The organism is uncultured Nonlabens sp. (assembly GCF_947495285.1).
GTDB lineage: Bacteria > Bacteroidota > Bacteroidia > Flavobacteriales > Flavobacteriaceae > Nonlabens.
The window spans coordinates 1-16,561 of sequence record NZ_CANLXZ010000024.1 but is presented as its reverse complement, the minus strand read 5'-3'; the positions used below and the strand labels follow the sequence as shown (position 1 = coordinate 16,561).

Here is a 16,561-nt window from a genome sequence, read left to right as displayed (position 1 = left end):
TTTTATGTACCTCATTATAAATGTATAAATACACGGTGTTAGTTAATAAAACCTTATAAAATGAGGATTCCCGCAGTAGTACAATGGTTAACATATCGTAACTTTATCTTTTTCAACCAGAAGTTACATTATGCCCATTTTCCAACCATCGGTTCTTAAGAGCCATATTGCCTTATTAGATCATAAAGCGATAGATAAAGCCTATAAACAGTTTGCAAACTATTTTCTAGACCCTAAGATTCAGGAGAATATTAAAGTGGCAAAAGAGGAGCAATACCAGGCGACTTTTCTTACCGAGTTGTTTGTTAAGATCTTTGGTTACACACTGTTTCCTGATAAAAATCACAACCTGGTGACAGAGCAAAAGAATGAGGGCAACTCTCGCAAGGCAGACGGCGCTATTCTTAAAGGCGATGCTGTTACTGCGGTGATAGAATTAAAAGGAACTAAAACTAAGGATTTAGAGAGTATTAGAAAACAGGCTTTTGACTATAAAAATTTCAATACAGGCTGTAATTATGTGATCACTTCTAATTTTGAAAAGCTGCGTTTTTATATAGACGACGCTAGTAATTTTGAAGAGTTTGATTTGTTCTCGCTTTCGCGAAAGCGGTTTGAACTTCTATACCTGTGCATAAATAAAGAACAGTTATTACAGCATACACCTAAATCTATAAAAGAGGAATCTCTAGTTGAAGAGGAGAAAATAACCAAATCATTTTATAAGGATTACTCGCTTTTTAAACGAGAGTTGTGGAAAGATCTGGCAAAGAATAATGTAAAATCACTGAAATTACTCGCTGCCCAGCATAGAAGTGTAGAAAATGAGATAGTAGATGGTCTGGTTACTGAGGCAGATGATGATCTTACCAGACTAGAAAAAAATGTAAAACGTACCTTATTTAAAAAATCGCAAAAACTCATAGATCGTTTTCTATTTATCTTTTTTGCTGAAGATCGTGGTTTACTCCAACCTAATTATACGCTTAAAAGTATAGAAGAATGGGAAACGGTGCGCAAACTAGGTGTGGAAGAATCGCTGTACGATCGTTTTAAAAAACATTTTAACTACCTAGATCAAGGACGCAAAAAGACCGATGGCGTTAGTGAAATATTTGCTTATAATGGTGGGCTTTTTAAACCAGATACCATTCTAGATCACATCATTATTAGTGACGATTTACTCTTAAAACACACTAAGAAAATAGCGGCTTACGATTTTGAATCGCAAGTAGATGTCAATATTCTAGGGCATATTTTTGAAAACTCCTTAAACGAGATCGAGAGCGTTAATGCAGAGATCGATGGTGCCGACTTTGATAAACAAACCAGCAAACGTAAAAAAGATGGTGTTTTTTACACACCTAAATACATTACCAAATACATCGTAGATAATACAGTAGGGAAACTGTGTGAAGAGAAGAAAACCGAGTTGGGTTTTGACGAATCTGAATATTACCGTGGTCGTAAAAACCGTAATAAATCTACCTTAGAAAATCTGGTCAAAATTCTAGACGATTACCGCGAGTGGTTATTGCAACTTACTATTTGCGATCCTGCCTGTGGTAGTGGAGCTTTCCTTAACCAGGCACTGGATTTTCTGATTACTGAGCACAATTATATAGACGAGTTAAAATCAAAACTCTTAGGTGGTTCTATCGCACTGTCAGACATAGAAAACACCATTCTAGAGAACAACATTTATGGTGTAGATCTCAATGAAGAAAGTGTCGAGATTGCAAAATTATCGCTTTGGCTACGCACCGCACAACCACGCAGGAAGTTAAACGATTTAAGCAGTAACATAAAATGCGGTAACAGTCTTATAGACGTAAAAGCCGTCGCTGGCGACAAGGCTTTTAAATGGGAAGAAGAGTTTCCACAAGTTTTCGCAAAAGGTGGTTTTGATGTCGTGATTGGGAATCCGCCTTATGTAGACATTAAGGCTTTGGATCAAATAATTGTTAAAGAGCTATTTAAAAAGTATAAGACGGCGGAAAACCGAATTAACCTTTACTCTATTTTTATTGAAAGAGGATTTGATTTGATAAAAAGTAGAGGTTATTTGTCGTTTATTAATCCCAACTCAATCTTAATTAATTCGTCTTACACAAAAATTAGAAGTCTGTTAATTGATCATATGTCATTAATAGTAAAATTACCAGATGGAGTTTTTAAAGATGCAATTGTTGAAACAATAATATTTGAGTTTCGTAAAGACAATATTGATCCTACTATAGATACAATTGTTTATTCCAAAAACGAAGCGATTGAATTTGTCGACAATAATTTAATTAGGAAAATAGATCGTGAGATTTGGAAAGAAAATGAATCTATTAATTATAACATTTTCGTTTCCAAGCAACAACTTGAAACACTCAGGAAAATAGAAAAAAATCAAAACCTCCTTGGTGATCTTGCGGACTTTACCTTAGGCATCACTCCATATGATAAGTATAGAGGACATTCAAAAGAATTGATCAAAAATCGAGAGTTTCATTCTAGAACAGCGATTAATCATAATTATAAGCCATTAATTAGCGGTTCAAATATCTCAAGATATTTGGTAACGGAAGACATCAAAGAGTATATATATTATGGAGAGTGGCTCGGCGCTGCAAGAGAGGAAAGGTTTTTTACAGAACCAAGGATTATTGTTAGACAGATAGTTTCTGGAAATCCACCTAGAATATATGCGGGCTTTTCGGAATCAGATTTGTATTTTACTCAAATAGGCTTTTCAATTATACCGAATAACGAAGTCTTGGATATAAAGATATTATTGGCAATTTTAAATTCCACATTGATTAATTTTTATCACAAATTTTCATTTTTAGATTTAGAGAAGGAGTTATTTCAGAAAATATTGATTGCAAATTGTAAAAAGTTTCCTTTACCTGATTTCTATCCATCGTTGATTAAGACAAGATTGATCAGTAAAACAAATGAAATAATAGAATTAACATCAAGCGAAAACTCAAAAATTAATAAGTTTATTGACTACTTAGTAAGTTTAACTACTTCTAATTTGACTAGAAAACTCCAAAACTGGCACGAGTTGGCTTTTGGAGATTTTATCAAAGAGTTAAATAAAGCCATAAAAGCAGAGAATAGAAGGCTTAAAAAAGAAGCTGCCGCAAATGTCAGTTCTATAAAAGATGTCAGTTCGAGCGCAGTCGAGAACGAGTCAGCATCGAGAACTAAAAACAGTCTCGACTGCGCTCGACTTGACAACGAGAACAAAGTCAGATCGAGCGCAGTCGAGATCCCAACACTCACTAAAAAAGATGAGTTTGAGTGGATGGAGCTATTTGAAGAAAAGAAAAAAGAAGTACAAGAACTACAATCACAAATCAATCAAACCGAAAAAGAAATAGACCAGATGGTTTATGAATTGTATGGGTTGAGTGATGAGGAGATTGCGATAGTGGAGGAGAGTTAGGGATTAAATTGAAATTAAAAATAATAAGTACATTTTTAACAGGAGATGCATTAAATCATGCAATTGATTCAATCATAACCTATGCAAAAAAATACATTTAAGGGACAGGATTTTTTGTCTTTTACGAGTTCGCTTTCGCTAAAGCGGAATTTTTAAAAAGACATCTGTTAAAAATAAAGACAGACAAGAATAATTTATAGTTGATTTTTGAATAGGTTAAACCAATAGATTTAAAGCTAAAACGTGCCTTAATAGTTGTGTATAATCAGCTCTTAAAACAGGATTTTACTACAGCAAAATCAGGATTAATATAGGAAGATGGATCATAGAAGTTTACTTTATACTTGCTAGAAATTAAGTAAAATCCGCTTGTTATTTACCACAGTTCTTTGTTGTTGGGTCGTTTTTATTTACGCATATCTTTGTCAGTCATTTCAGGATTATAACGTTTTCCGTCTTTGTCAAAGCTCCAGGTATTTGAAACGTCGCGCAACTCTGGTAATTCAGTTTTTACTTCTTTAACCATTTGTTTTATTACTCTACGCAATTTTCTGTTTGCATCTTGCTTATTTTCTTTTTCAGATTGGGCAGTTGTAATTCCTTGTATTTTTGTTTTCTTTATAGACCTACTCATTTTCAATTAGTTTACATAATTATAAATGCATTCATAAAGTTTAGTTGATTTCTTTCCATTCGCCTTTTCAAAAAAACAAATCATGAAATTTTGTTGAATAAAAGTCGTCTTAATGCTTTTTATCCTGTGTTTTTAGAATCTTTGTATTTTCTCTTTTCAACTCGTTAACCTTCACTCACAAATAGAATCCATATAATTATAGATGGTAGATACTTTAAATATAATCTCTTGAGCTAACCAGTAGCTACTATCATCAGCATTCTTATTCATATATAATTCTTCAAATTCTTTACGGTATTTAATTACCTTATCCATTGCATCAGTGCCTCCAGCAGTATTTGGTAACCAATCATAAAGCTTAATTAATTCATCGAGAGAATTCAGTAACAATTCAATATCTTCTTTATGATAACCTTTTCCCGAAGGAAGTGTTTTGTAGTGTTCTTTAATTAAGGTATGGTGTTTCTTCAGTGTATTGAGATGATGAAATTTAAACCACCCAAAATAATCAAATGATTCATCTCCCCATTTTGGTTGATCAAAGGCAGGTATGTTATTTAGTGAATCTTTTGAGCTCATTATTTAAATTTAATTTCAGTATTTTCTAACGTAAGAAATAAAAAGTTAGAGCTTTAAATATTAAAGGCCCAACGATTTAAACATTAATCCAAATATAAATATATTGTGTTTATCATTCATTGTAAGCGCCTATTTTATATCTAGCCTCATTCATTCTCTTAAAAAATAGTAGCGATATTTTAAATTTTAAAAACTATTGTATTTGTGATATAAAATATAAGAAAAAGACCTTAGAACAGAAGTTAGAAATACTATCAGTTTCTGAATAAATAGGTAGTCCTAATCTTTTGATTCTGCATCTATTTTTTAATTATAACTAACTTCTTACCAGTAAAACAGTCATGCTTATCTCGGTAGATATAGTATATTTGGTACAGAGAGGCGGTCTAGTTTTTCAGTGTATGAAAAATACGATCTCAAGTAATGAAATTAACTATTTTAAATTGCTTTTAAAACTTAGCTGCTCTCATGACTATTTAACATTTAACTAGTGGACTATGGATAGAACTATGTACTGGATTTTAAAAGAAAATGACGCAATGAGCGATTATAATTATACAGTAGGTGTTCCAGACGGTATTGATATGTTGGAGTGGTTTTCTGGAAAATCTATACCATCTTTAAGAGTTCCTGTAAATATGACTCTTAAAGCTGGAGCAAGTGATTATCGTGGTGATATAATGGGCGGTATGATGACTTTATACAGTAAAGAATTATTGATTATGCTTCAAGAATTTGGCGTTGATAATGTGCAATATCGCCCTGTAGATCTTCTAGATCCCGACACAAATGAAACTGAGTACGGTTATTTTTTAGTTAATATAGTAGGACTAATAGAGTGTGTTAAGGGTTACGACCATAATGCTAAGCCACTAGACAGACCTACCTCTTTAGAAAAGTTTACAATTGACCCAGAAAAGGCTGGTGATGCTGCTATTTTTAGATTAGCAGAATCGCCACGTCTCGTTATTATAAATGACGAACTCAAAAATTATTTAGTCGATAATGGGTTAAGCGGTGCTATTTTATGTGAAACCGATGAGTATACCATTTCATAAATAATCAGAAACTATTATATGTATTGGATTTTAAAAGAAAATGATAAAATTAAAAATTATCCATCCACATCTGACATACCAGAAGGTATAGATATGCTTGATTATTTCTCAGGTATATCCATACCATCTTCTCGAGAACCAGTTAATATGACACTAAAATCAGGAAGCAGCGATTTCAGAGGGCATATTATGGGTGGAATGTTACTACTTTTTCACAAAAAGCTACTTTTAATGCTTCAAGATTTTGGCGTTGATAAAGTGCAATATCGCCCGGTTCATCTTTTAAATCCCGATACAAATAAAAGTGAGTATGATTACTTTCTTGTAAATATAGTAGGATTAATTAAGTGTGTTAAGGGTTACGATCATAATGCTAAACCACTAGACAGACCTACCTCATTAGAAAAGTTTACAATTGACCCAGAAAAGGCTGGTGATGCCGCTATTTTTCGCTTAGCAGAATCGCCACGTCTCGTTATTATAAACGACGAACTCAAAAATTATTTAGTCGATAATGGGTTAAGCGGTGCTATTTTATGTGAAACCGATGAGTATACCATTTTATAAATAATCAGAAACTATTATATGTATTGGATTTTAAAAGAAAATGATAAAATAAAAAATTATCCATCCACATCTGACATACCAGAAGGTATAGATATGCTTGATTATTTCTCAGGTATATCCATACCATCTTCTCGAGAACCAGTTAATATGACACTAAAATCAGGAAGCAGCGATTTCAGAGGGCATATTATGGGTGGAATGTTGCCACTTTTTCACAAAAAGCTACTTTTAATGCTTCAAGAATTTGGCGTTGATAATGTGCAATATCGCCCTGTAGATCTTCTAGATCCCGACACAAATGTAACGGAGTACGGTTATTTTTTAGTTAATATAGTAGGACTAATAGAGTGTGTTAAGGGTTACGATCATAATGCTAAACCACTAGATAGACCAACCTTTTTAGAGCGGTTTACAATTGACCCAGAAAAGGCTGGTGATGCTGCTATTTTTAGATTAGCAGAATCGCCACGTCTCGTTATTATAAACGACGAACTCAAAAATTATTTAGTCGATAATGGTTTAAGCGGTGCTATTTTATGTGAAACCGACGAGTATACCATTTTATAAATAATCAGAAACTATTATATGTATTGGATTTTAAAAGAAAATGATAAAATAAAAAATTATCCCTCTACATCTGACATACCAGAAGGTATAGATATACTGGAATGGTTATCAGGTAAATCTATACCATCTTCTCGAGAACCAGTTAATATGACACTAAAATCAGGAAGCAGCGATTTCAGAGGGCATATTATTGGTGGAATGTTGCCACTTTATCGGGACGAACTCATACTTTGGATAAAAGAATTTGGTGTGGATAATATTCAGTACCGTCCAGTTCACTTATTAGATCCCCAAGATCAAGAACTAGAGTACGGTTATTATTTAATAAATATAGTAGGATTAATTAAGTGTGTTAAGGGATACGATCATAATGCTAAGCCACTAGACAGACCTACCTTTTTAGAGCGGTTTACAATTGATCCTGAGAAAACAGGTGGTGCGGCTATTTTTCGATTAGCAGAATCGCCACGTCTCGTTATTATAAACGACGAACTCAAAAATTATTTAGTCGATAAAGGTTTAAGCGGTGCTATTTTATGTGAAACCGACGAGTATACCATTTTGTAATATTATATTAATGCATTGAGCATTTCTTCAGAAACTTATAACATTTCTAATCTCTATTCTAGGGGCCATTTTCATATGGTATATCTCAAATTTAAAATACCATTCCTACTTTTTAAGGCGTTAGATTATTAGTCTTTTACGAGTTCGCTTTCGCGAAAGCGGAATTAAAAAAGAAATCTGTTAAAAATAAAGACAGACAAGAATGAATTATAGAGCTGTTCTGTGCTTGTGTAAAACAGGTAGATTTAAGCTTTGGCAAGATAATTCTAAACTTCAAATAGAATACTTTTAAATGACAAGACACTAAAGATACGGCAAAGCAGAACAAGGATAAACGGAAGCGCTAGAATTAGTAAAATAGGTAATCAAAAGCTCCGAAATTTATTATTTATGCGCAGTTTTAATGCCTGTAAATACAAATACAACAAAGCATACAAGGCAATTTAAGATCGAATAGTACAGCCAAAAGAAAGAGTAAAATAGCGTTATAGCTGTGTGTAATAAGCTCTTAAAACAGGCATTTGCTATAGCAAAATCAGGATTAATATATGATGACGGATATAGAAGTGTACTGGTTAGAAATTAAGTGAAATTCGCTTGTTTTTTACCACAGTTCTTTGTTATAAGCTTTATTTTTTCTTTTTTCGATATTGAGTTTCAATTTTAAACTTGTCGTCCCCAATAGGAGTCAAAATATGCATTTTTTCAGTTAAACTTCGTTCGTAGTATTTCTTTAGGTTCTTTTGATAGAAGCCAAGCAACTCTTGAATTAATTCAAAATAATTGTAGAAAACTAAACTGTATTCAGCTAGATAATCCTTTTCATAACTCGATGAATTAAAAGCATAGTGCTCTCTTAAATATAGAGACCTTTGCATTTTAAATAAAGTAGCTCTCAGTTGTGCGTCAACATGTTTACCTAATGAAAATATTTTATCAATCTTGTCTAAAGTACTTACTCTTCTATTCTGAAATAGATAAGTCCAAGGTTTGTCTTTGTAGAATTTTGGAGCATTTTTCTTTGGGTCGACATCTTTTAGCAACTGTTTAAATTCTTCTTGTGTTGGTAGATCTTTTAAAGGCCTGTTTATATCCTGTTGTTTCAGTGCGTTTATTATTGATTGATTGTTGACTATAATTAGTAAGACATCATTAGCTATTAAAGGTAGTAATGAATCTCTTTCCTTTTTCTATGTCTTAAATAAACATTTAAGACATAGAAAATATAAGTAGCAATGTATGAAATGCACAAAGTATAAATTAATGTTTCTGCTCTTGTTGCAGTTCCTTCTATTAGCATAGGAATTTTAAATGTTGAAAAGTCAATAATCAAAACGATTACTAAGCAAAAAACTGCAAATATGGATAAGCCTTTTATATTCATTTGGTTTTTGTCATTGCTTATAACGGTGATTATAAGAAACGTAGGTCAGGTGATAAACGATACGTTTCGGTTTTATACTAAGCCAAATATAATATTTTGCTTTTATCTTTTTTGTTGAAAATGCCAAATTTTATATTTGGCGACTTTGTAAATAAACACAGACCTTTCGGAAAGCGAAAACCGCCCTATGTTTTTTTATACCCTGTTGGCAGTAGTTTTTATTTTTTCGTTCCTGTATTCTATATGATATTCCTTTTTTCCATTTTCAATAATAGCTTCAAATGGTTCTGGTTTTATCTTTATTGAAGTTGGAAACCAAATGTCTTTAATATCATAGTTTGGTAAAAGAAATATTCCTTCTTGTGTTCCATTAGTTCCAAATCGTACAATATCTCCTTTCCAGTATTCTGTTCCTAATTCATTTTGAAGTTGGTCATTTGTTTTTTTAACATCCGCTGTTGGCATTCCCATTTCATTCACTCCTAAAACTTTAGAAATGTCAAAGTCATAATTGTCATTATTTTTCAAATCGTATCGCACAATAAATTCTGCAATATTACCACTTGCATCATAAAAGTAAAAAGAGTCAGCATTCCAAGATTCAAAGTTCTGAATTTTTCTACCGTTATCAATATTCACAATTTCAGTCCTTTTTTCCATCCATTCTAAAGCTTCGTTTAATTTGTTCGCAGGAATTAGAAAGCAATAATGATATTTATATTCTTTTTCAGATTTTTCAAACGATAATTCACTCCAGCCAACTTTTACAGTAAAAAACTTCTCTTTTTGTTCTAATATTTCAAATCCTAAAGTTTCCGAGTAGAACCTTAATTCTGATTCTAACTTATTTGTGTAAAGCTTAAGTTTCTTAAATTTCATTGTCAATTTTCAGTTAAATTGGTCAGAATTACTGCCAACGGTTTTGTATATGATACGTTGCGTGTGTCAGCAACTAATTTAGCAAATAAAAACCGAATAGAAAATCCGCGAGGATTTTCGTAAATAGGCGAGTACTAGCAATGGATTATATACGTCTTAAGTTTGAAATCACTAAATTAAAGACTTATAAATAGAAAGAACAAAAGAGAGGAATAAGGTTATTATATACGCAGAGACTATGATCTCGTCAACATTGAAAATCCCCTCTCTTTTACTACACAGATTTCGTACAGTTCTATGAGGCTTTTAGACCTCGATTTTAAGTTGTTGAAACTTGCGTAGCTTGTCCTTTCAAAAAACATTTTGTTATGGATAAAGATATAAAATATTTTGCAATAGATATTAGTCATTTGGTTTTTGATGTTAAAGATTCTGATAGTAATTATTACCGGTTTAAAAACAGTGTTTCTGGCTTTAAAAAGTTGTTAAAATTGTTAGATTTTAATAGTCATGGTGTAATAGAAGCTACCAGATATTATCACTACCAACTGCTTATTATCTATTAGAATCAGGTAAGAAAGTATCGGTAGAGAATCCTTTATCTGTAAAGCGATTTATACAGATGAAATTGTCAAAAATCAAGACAGACAAAAGTGATTCTAAATTGATTTGTGCTTATGCAAAACAAGTAGATTTAATGCTATGGCAAGGTAATTCTAAACATCAAATAGAATGCCTTCAAATGACTAGACACTCAAAATACGGCAAAGCAGAACAAGGATAAACGGAAGCGCTAGAATTAGTAAAATAGGTAATCAAAAGCTCCGAAATTTATTATTTATGCGCAGTTTTAATGCCTGTAAATACAAATACAACAAGACACACAAGGCAATTTAAGATCGAATAGTACAGCCAAAAGAAAGAGTAAACTAGCCTTATAGCTGTCTGTAATAAGCTCTTAAAACATGCATTTGCTATAGCAAAATCAGGGCTAACTTATGATAATAATTATAGAAGTGTTTTATTGAAAAATTAATGAGTTTTTACCAGTTTTTCACCACAGTACTTTGTTGTGCAATCGGGCTTTATTCTTTCTGCAGTTTCTCAATTAAGTTATAAATGTGTGAACCTAAATTCTTTGGGTATGGCTCATTATCAACATCCAATTTTTTAGCTCTTTCAATTGCAGTTTTTGTCAAAGGTAAAAATGTTTCAGGGTTTGGATTTTTGTTATAACCAATCCCTTGTAAATTTCCTAAAACTATATCAATATGGTTTTTCTTTTTACTGACTTTAGCATTTTCTAAAAGTTCTTTTTGTTCTTCCTCATTAAACTCCGAAATTTCTTTTAAATGCATAATTAGCCATATTTCGAAACAAGGATTACTCATTGCTAAGAAAAAGTTTTTTTCTTTATTACAGTCTATTACTAATTGATTAAAATCTATTTTATGAATAGTTTCCCAATGGTCTCTATCTACAATAAGCCAAAATTCATCTGATTTTTTAAAAGGATAATTTGCTTTAGCTTTTTTAAGCAACCTTTTAACACTCAATGGGTCTGTTCCTGTATTGACCTCTCTTTCCAAAGGTATAATTTCTATTATTCCCGAATCATTAAAGAATTCAGATTGTCTAAAATCATTGAAGTATGTGACTTCAGTTTTCTGACCTTCATAGGATAGAATGTATAATTTTTCCGCATCCTTAAAACCTCCTTCTCTTATTAATGGTATTGGTTCTCTTGGCATATTAGTTAATTTGTGGGATAACAGTTAAATTATCTCTATTCCCAAATTTAGGAACTCCTCTATATCTTCCAAGTAAATAATCACGTCTAACTTCTTTGTCAAATCGAATGCTGTAGTCTTCTAATGAATGAAGTCTACTTGCTCCTAACTTATCTTTAACAACAAACCATATTTCATCTTTTCTTAATAATTTTTGTGTTAAAAGCGTTGACTCGTGGCTTGCAACGATAAACTGACTATTAACATTTTTACACTTAGATAGAAAAAAATCGAATAAGTCATATATCAAATTAGGATGTAAACTTCTTTCCATTTCGTCAATTACAAAGACGTTATCTCCCTTGAAAAAATCAATTATTAATGGGATTAAGTCCATTATCCTCCTTGTTCCATCTGATTCATCTCTTAAATCAAATAGTTCATAACCACCTCCAGAAATCTTATGCTTTGTTTTCAAAAGTTGAGCTCTTAATGAACGGTCTTTAAGTAAAGAAATGACATAATATTTGTCATCTTGTATATTAGAAATAAATGCATTAGTTTTTTCTGATTTATCTCCTAATAAATCATTTTCAATATCTTTTAAGATTTCATTTGGGATGTCAATTTTGTCTATATCGACTTCTTTAAATTCTATTCCATCAATACCTGTGTCAAAATAACCAAGCATTTCAGTAAAAACTTTATTTAAATCTGTGTCTTCTAATAATTCAAATTTCTTTCCAACATTTTTAGAATTAGGATATATAACAGTTAAAGCATTTTGAAACCAATCAATGACATTGATAAGGTCTTCAATATTAGAAACGTTTTCCTTAACTTTTCGTGTTCTAATTTCAGACAGAAATAATTGGTTTTTTTGCGTTCCTTTTGCAGTGAATTCTAAAAATTGTTTTTCCTCTTTTTTTTTATTTTTGGTTAGTATTGCTTCAAGGTCAAACTCTTTTGTTCTATTCTTGTCTCTAGTGAATATTTCTTTTTCAGATTTTTTTGAGATTTCGTAAAGCCATTCTTCTATTATTTCTTTTGAATTGAAAACAAAACCATAAGCATAGTTTTTGTTTTTATGCTGTATTTCGTATTCTATTCTTGAATTTTGCTTTAATAGTTTTTTATCTAGTTTAAAACTACTAAATTTTATAGGTTGTTCTGCTTTATTACCTTTAAGAATAAGTTCTTTTCCAAATTCAAAAGCTTTGATTAAATTTGATTTTCCAGATGCATTAGCACCATAAACTACGGCTGTTTTAAGAGCGGAAGTTCCTTTTATTGATTTGGATTTATGATGTGATTTTAAAGTTCCTCTTCCAGGAATGAGAGAAAACACCTCTCGGTCTTTAAATGACAAAAAATTCTCAACTGTAAACCTGATTAACATAGTTTTATTTGTAATTTATGCAAATGTAGTGAATAAATCACATCTAAGCTGATTTATTTAATGTGAAGTTGATTAGTAGTTTAGTTTTTCCGCCCGTTGCACAACGGTGTTCTACGCAGTTTTTATTCCGTTATTCTCTTTTTTAAATCTAATCTTTCGTGTAATATTCTCGTTATTTCAATATAACTTTCACTTAGTGTTCGGTAAAATATTATATGTCGGTTCGATTTAAATCCGAGAAGTTGATTTGAAATTCCTTCGTATTTTTTCCCTAAATTAAGGTTTTCAGCAATTTCTACGCAATCTGAAATTAATTCATCATAATATTTGTCGGCTTGTTTTTCTGACCAAACCTCAAACGTGTAATCCCAAATCTTTGATAAATCCTCGACAGCTTTGTTAGTCAGTTTATATTCAGCCATTCGAGTGCTTTTTCGCTTTTAGAGATTCAAGATGTTTTTTTGGGTCAAAGTCGTGAGCTATTCCACTGTCAATTCCTTCTTGAATTGCTTTTTTCAATGCAATCACTTTACTTTCTTCCTCTTCCAAAAGTCTTAATCCTGCACGAATAACTTCGCTAACGTTTTTAAACCTTCCTTCATTAATACTACTTTGAACGAATTGGTCAAAATAATTTCCGAGCGATATTGATGTGTTTTTGTTCATTTTGAAACTAGTTTAATTCAAATGTACCAAAATTTGGTATAATCTCAAAGTTTTTTTCAAATTGCGTAGAACTACGGCCGCAGGTAATTGGCCTGAACTAAGATTTAGGCATAAACACTGGTTTACTACCTACAAATGGTTACAAGAAACTGCAAAGCAGTATCCTAAAATGTTCGTACACTGGCAATATGGATGTATGCAATGACTTGCTAAGAACAGCCGTATGATGGGAGACTATCACGTACGGTTCTGTGAGAGGTTTAGGGGTGAGATTCCCCTTTACCTACTCGACGTTTTTTTCAGGTTTCTATTATTCGACTAATTTCTTTTCCACTTTTCAGCGTTTGAGTGTGTTCAGTCAGCTTTTTATTCCGTAATATTTTTCAATTCCAATTTGCTTATTTCAGCCGTTTTTTGATTTCATATTCACCATTTGTTTTATAATGCTATTGAAATGATTTTCTTGAGTTTGAGTTTTGACTTGAAGAATATTATCTTTAGTACTAAAGTCAATAATCTCATTCTTAAATTTCGGAAATTTATCTATTTTATAATTAACCATTTTGTCAATAACCGAATGATATTCATAATTCTCTAATTCTTTTTCATATAAATGTTTAGCAACTAGAAATTCCTTTTTATTTGCTAAATTCCAGGCATCAATTCCAACTTCTAAAGTGTCCTCAAATGTTAATTTGTTGGGTAATTGTTCATCAAATTCTTCGACAAGTTGCATTAACATTTCAGAATATTTTGGACCTGTGTTTTCTAGTATCATTTTTCAATAATTTATTTTATCGTAATTTCTGTTTTTCTCTTTTATTCCTTATTATGAGTGATTTTACCAATGAATGGCAACGGTTTTGTGTATGATTTCGTTGCGTGTTTAAGCACTAAAGTTAGCAAATAAATCACAGATAGAAAGTCCGCGAGGACTTTCGTAAGTAGGCTATAACTAGCAATGAATTATACACGTCTTTGTTGTATGCTGCCTTTTATTCAATCATTTGATTATTCAATTTCTCAAATTCAACTAATAGTTTATTAAGTTTTGCGTTCTGTTTCGTAATTGTTTTAGGTCTTAAATAAAACCAATTTATCGCAAACCAAAGTATCGTTATAGCATAGGTGATTATTCCCCAAGTAATTGTCATTCTAGAAACATGCTCAAAAAGATATAGCCCAATTCCTAAAGAAAGAATTATAAAATAGATATTTAACATTGTTGTTTGTTGAAATGTTTGTTTTTCTTTTAATTTTATAAGTTGTTGGAGGTATTCCTTGCTATTAGGTTCTGTTTTAGTTTTAGAAAGTAGAGAAAATTGCTTATTGTACGGTAGCAAAAAAATAATCATAGCTAAAATAGTTAATATAATACCAATCTTAGTCGTTACTAATTCAGGTTGATAATAATACCAAATAAAGCCAATAAAAGTGATGGTTAGTAAAAGTGTGATGTTGACTACTATTAGTTTTAAAAAACTTCTACTTTTTAGTTTATTTGCCTTAGCATAAAGAATTTCTACTTTTGGAGTTTCTATCTTTTGTTTATTCCATATTTTTTTAAATCTATATTAGTTTCCATTTTTTTTAAATTTTTGTGTTAATTTTTCTTTTATTCTGTGAATCTTAACTCTAACGTTGCCTTCAGACAGACCAAGAATTTGAGCTATCTCCTTTTGATTTATATCTTCTAATTCTAATGATATAATGATTCGTTCTACTTCTTGTAGTTCAGAAATACACTGATATAAAAACTGAATATCCTTCTCTATGTTTGTGTCCAAAATTTCATCTTTAATATCTAATGGTAATTCGGACTTAGGCATTTTGTTATCTTTTTGAATCTGCCTTTAGCAAGTATTAGATGCAATCCTAAATACCCAAGTTCCAATAGAAGATTCGTTTCTAAATTTGGGTAATTGTTGCCAAACTTTAATAAATGTTTCTTGAGCTAAATCCTTTGCTCTATCAGTATCATTTACGTAACCCATACATAGCCTAAAAACTTTTTGCCAGTGTGTTTTATAAATAGTTTCAAAATCCATTATTCAGTCCATTTTTTTAATGCATTGATAAATTTGGTTTGCTGGTCTATAAAGAGGTTATGCGAACAGTTATCCATATATTTAAAGTTAACGTCTCCAATTAAATTTTCAATATTTTCTATTTGAGTTTCTGAAAACAGCCCATCATCTTTACCATATAAACCAAAAACAGGTATGCCATTCTTCACTATTTGTTTTAGATTATCTTTTAAGTCTAAAGTTGTATATTTTTCATTTTCCCAAAAACCTCTTGGTGCTTCATACGTCAGTTTTGAACTATATTTTATAAGCAAAGAATCTGTTCTAAATTTTTTATAAATATTTAAAGCTTCAATTGTTGGTTTTTTTGCATAATAAAATCCATTTTGCATAGCGTGACTAAAAGAGTATGAACTGTATTCTATAGAGTTTTTATCCATTTTCTCCAACATATTTATATAGTTAAGATTAACTGAATCATTCTTACTTATATAAATTGATTTTGATGAATTTAAGATGGTAGAAAAAGTTTCTTGCATCGAAAGTGGTGCAGAGACAAGAATAATAGATTTAGTTTTATTTGGATATTTTTCTGCATATAAGTTTGCAATTATACCACCGAAACTATGTCCTATTAATGTTGCTGATGTTAAATTATATTTTTTGTAAATTAAATTTAAATCATCAAAAGTTTCATTAAATGTGAATTTTGCATCTTTATCTGGTGACCTTCCTTCTCCACGTCTATCATAAGAAATGACATAAAAACCATTTTCCGAAAGTTTCTGAGCTGTTGTTGCTTCAAAACCCACAGAATTATATCCTGGTCCACCGTGAAGGAAGATTACTGGCTTATCATTTGGATTACCAAATGCTTTTGAATAAATTGTTTGAGAGTTGACTACGATTGTAGATACTATAAATACGAATACTGCTAATGTTTTTTTCATTTTGTTTCCTTTTAGTTTTCATACCAATTTAGTTCTTAAATGCCGTATAAAAAGCTTTTAGATAATGATGATTTCCTGTGATTGATTTTATAGTTTGATTGTCCATTTTTTT

General features: G+C 31.2%; 14 protein-coding genes and 3 pseudogenes. 7 read left to right on the top strand and 10 right to left on the bottom strand.

Going from position 1 to position 16,561, the window contains the following annotated elements; genetic code table 11:
- Positions 1-130 precede the first annotated feature (130 nt).
- Positions 131-3,442, top strand: a complete 3,312-nt coding sequence (locus Q0838_RS10515; RefSeq protein ID WP_298954582.1) for an N-6 DNA methylase — start codon at positions 131-133, stop codon at positions 3,440-3,442.
- A gap of 406 nt (positions 3,443-3,848) precedes the next feature.
- On the opposite strand, the gene Q0838_RS10510 is transcribed toward Q0838_RS10515, so the two are convergent.
- Both Q0838_RS10510 and Q0838_RS10505 read right to left on the bottom strand, forming a co-directional pair.
- Positions 3,849-4,076: a hypothetical protein gene (locus Q0838_RS10510; protein WP_298954580.1), complete on the bottom strand. Its 228-nt coding sequence runs from the start codon at positions 4,074-4,076 to the stop codon at positions 3,849-3,851.
- 171 nt (positions 4,077-4,247) lie between these two features.
- Complete coding sequence (locus Q0838_RS10505) at positions 4,248-4,655, bottom strand: hypothetical protein (protein WP_298954577.1); 408 nt, start codon at positions 4,653-4,655, stop codon at positions 4,248-4,250.
- Between the two features lie 497 nt (positions 4,656-5,152).
- Here Q0838_RS10505 and Q0838_RS10500 point away from each other — a divergent pair, with 497 nt between their 5' ends.
- From Q0838_RS10500 to Q0838_RS10480, 5 genes and pseudogenes are all read left to right on the top strand, one after another.
- On the top strand, positions 5,153-5,713 hold the full coding sequence (locus tag Q0838_RS10500; protein WP_298954572.1) for a DUF1629 domain-containing protein: 561 nt from the start codon (positions 5,153-5,155) through the stop codon (positions 5,711-5,713).
- 18 nt (positions 5,714-5,731) lie between these two features.
- The gene (locus Q0838_RS10495; RefSeq protein ID WP_298954569.1) at positions 5,732-6,280 is read left to right on the top strand and encodes a DUF1629 domain-containing protein; all 549 of its coding nucleotides are present in this window, start codon (positions 5,732-5,734) and stop codon (positions 6,278-6,280) included.
- An 18-nt stretch (positions 6,281-6,298) separates the two neighbouring features.
- Complete coding sequence (locus Q0838_RS10490) at positions 6,299-6,847, top strand: DUF1629 domain-containing protein (protein ID WP_298954566.1); 549 nt, start codon at positions 6,299-6,301, stop codon at positions 6,845-6,847.
- A gap of 18 nt (positions 6,848-6,865) precedes the next feature.
- On the top strand, positions 6,866-7,414 hold the full coding sequence (locus tag Q0838_RS10485) for a hypothetical protein (RefSeq protein ID WP_298954563.1): 549 nt from the start codon (positions 6,866-6,868) through the stop codon (positions 7,412-7,414).
- A gap of 309 nt (positions 7,415-7,723) precedes the next feature.
- Positions 7,724-8,000 (top strand): annotated as a pseudogene (locus Q0838_RS10480) (IS110 family transposase); the annotation flags it as partial.
- Positions 8,001-8,993: 993 nt separating this feature from the next.
- Here Q0838_RS10480 and Q0838_RS10475 read toward each other — a convergent pair.
- A complete protein-coding gene (locus tag Q0838_RS10475) occupies positions 8,994-9,677 on the bottom strand; it encodes a VOC family protein (RefSeq protein WP_298954560.1) in 684 nt (227 codons plus the stop codon).
- 368 nt (positions 9,678-10,045) lie between these two features.
- Here Q0838_RS10475 and Q0838_RS10470 point away from each other — a divergent pair.
- Positions 10,046-10,713: pseudogene (locus tag Q0838_RS10470) on the top strand (transposase).
- 49 nt (positions 10,714-10,762) lie between these two features.
- On the opposite strand, the gene Q0838_RS10465 reads toward Q0838_RS10470, so the two are convergent.
- The 7 genes and pseudogenes from Q0838_RS10465 to Q0838_RS10435 form a co-directional block, all read right to left on the bottom strand.
- Entirely contained in the window at positions 10,763-11,428 is a 666-nt protein-coding gene (locus tag Q0838_RS10465; RefSeq protein ID WP_214986716.1) for an RloB family protein, read from the bottom strand.
- Between the two features lies 1 nt (position 11,429).
- Positions 11,430-12,806, bottom strand: coding sequence for an AAA family ATPase (locus Q0838_RS10460; RefSeq protein WP_298954556.1), 1,377 nt, complete (start codon positions 12,804-12,806; stop codon positions 11,430-11,432).
- Between the two features lie 122 nt (positions 12,807-12,928).
- Positions 12,929-13,228 carry a type II toxin-antitoxin system RelE/ParE family toxin gene (locus Q0838_RS10455; protein ID WP_298954553.1) on the bottom strand — a complete coding sequence of 100 codons (300 nt, stop codon included), beginning with the start codon at positions 13,226-13,228 and terminating at the stop codon, positions 12,929-12,931.
- Complete coding sequence (locus tag Q0838_RS10450; protein ID WP_298954550.1) at positions 13,221-13,472, bottom strand: type II toxin-antitoxin system ParD family antitoxin; 252 nt, start codon at positions 13,470-13,472, stop codon at positions 13,221-13,223. Before Q0838_RS10450 ends, Q0838_RS10455 begins: the two co-directional genes overlap by 8 nt.
- A gap of 403 nt (positions 13,473-13,875) precedes the next feature.
- Entirely contained in the window at positions 13,876-14,250 is a 375-nt protein-coding gene (locus tag Q0838_RS10445; RefSeq protein WP_298954547.1) for a hypothetical protein, read from the bottom strand.
- 796 nt (positions 14,251-15,046) lie between these two features.
- Positions 15,047-15,520, bottom strand: a pseudogene (locus tag Q0838_RS10440) (RNA polymerase sigma factor).
- Positions 15,520-16,449 (bottom strand): alpha/beta hydrolase, encoded by a 930-nt coding sequence (locus tag Q0838_RS10435; protein WP_298954544.1) that lies wholly within the window; start codon positions 16,447-16,449, stop codon positions 15,520-15,522. The pseudogene Q0838_RS10440 and the gene Q0838_RS10435 overlap by 1 nt, the downstream one beginning before the upstream one ends.
- Positions 16,450-16,561: the final 112 nt, after the last annotated feature.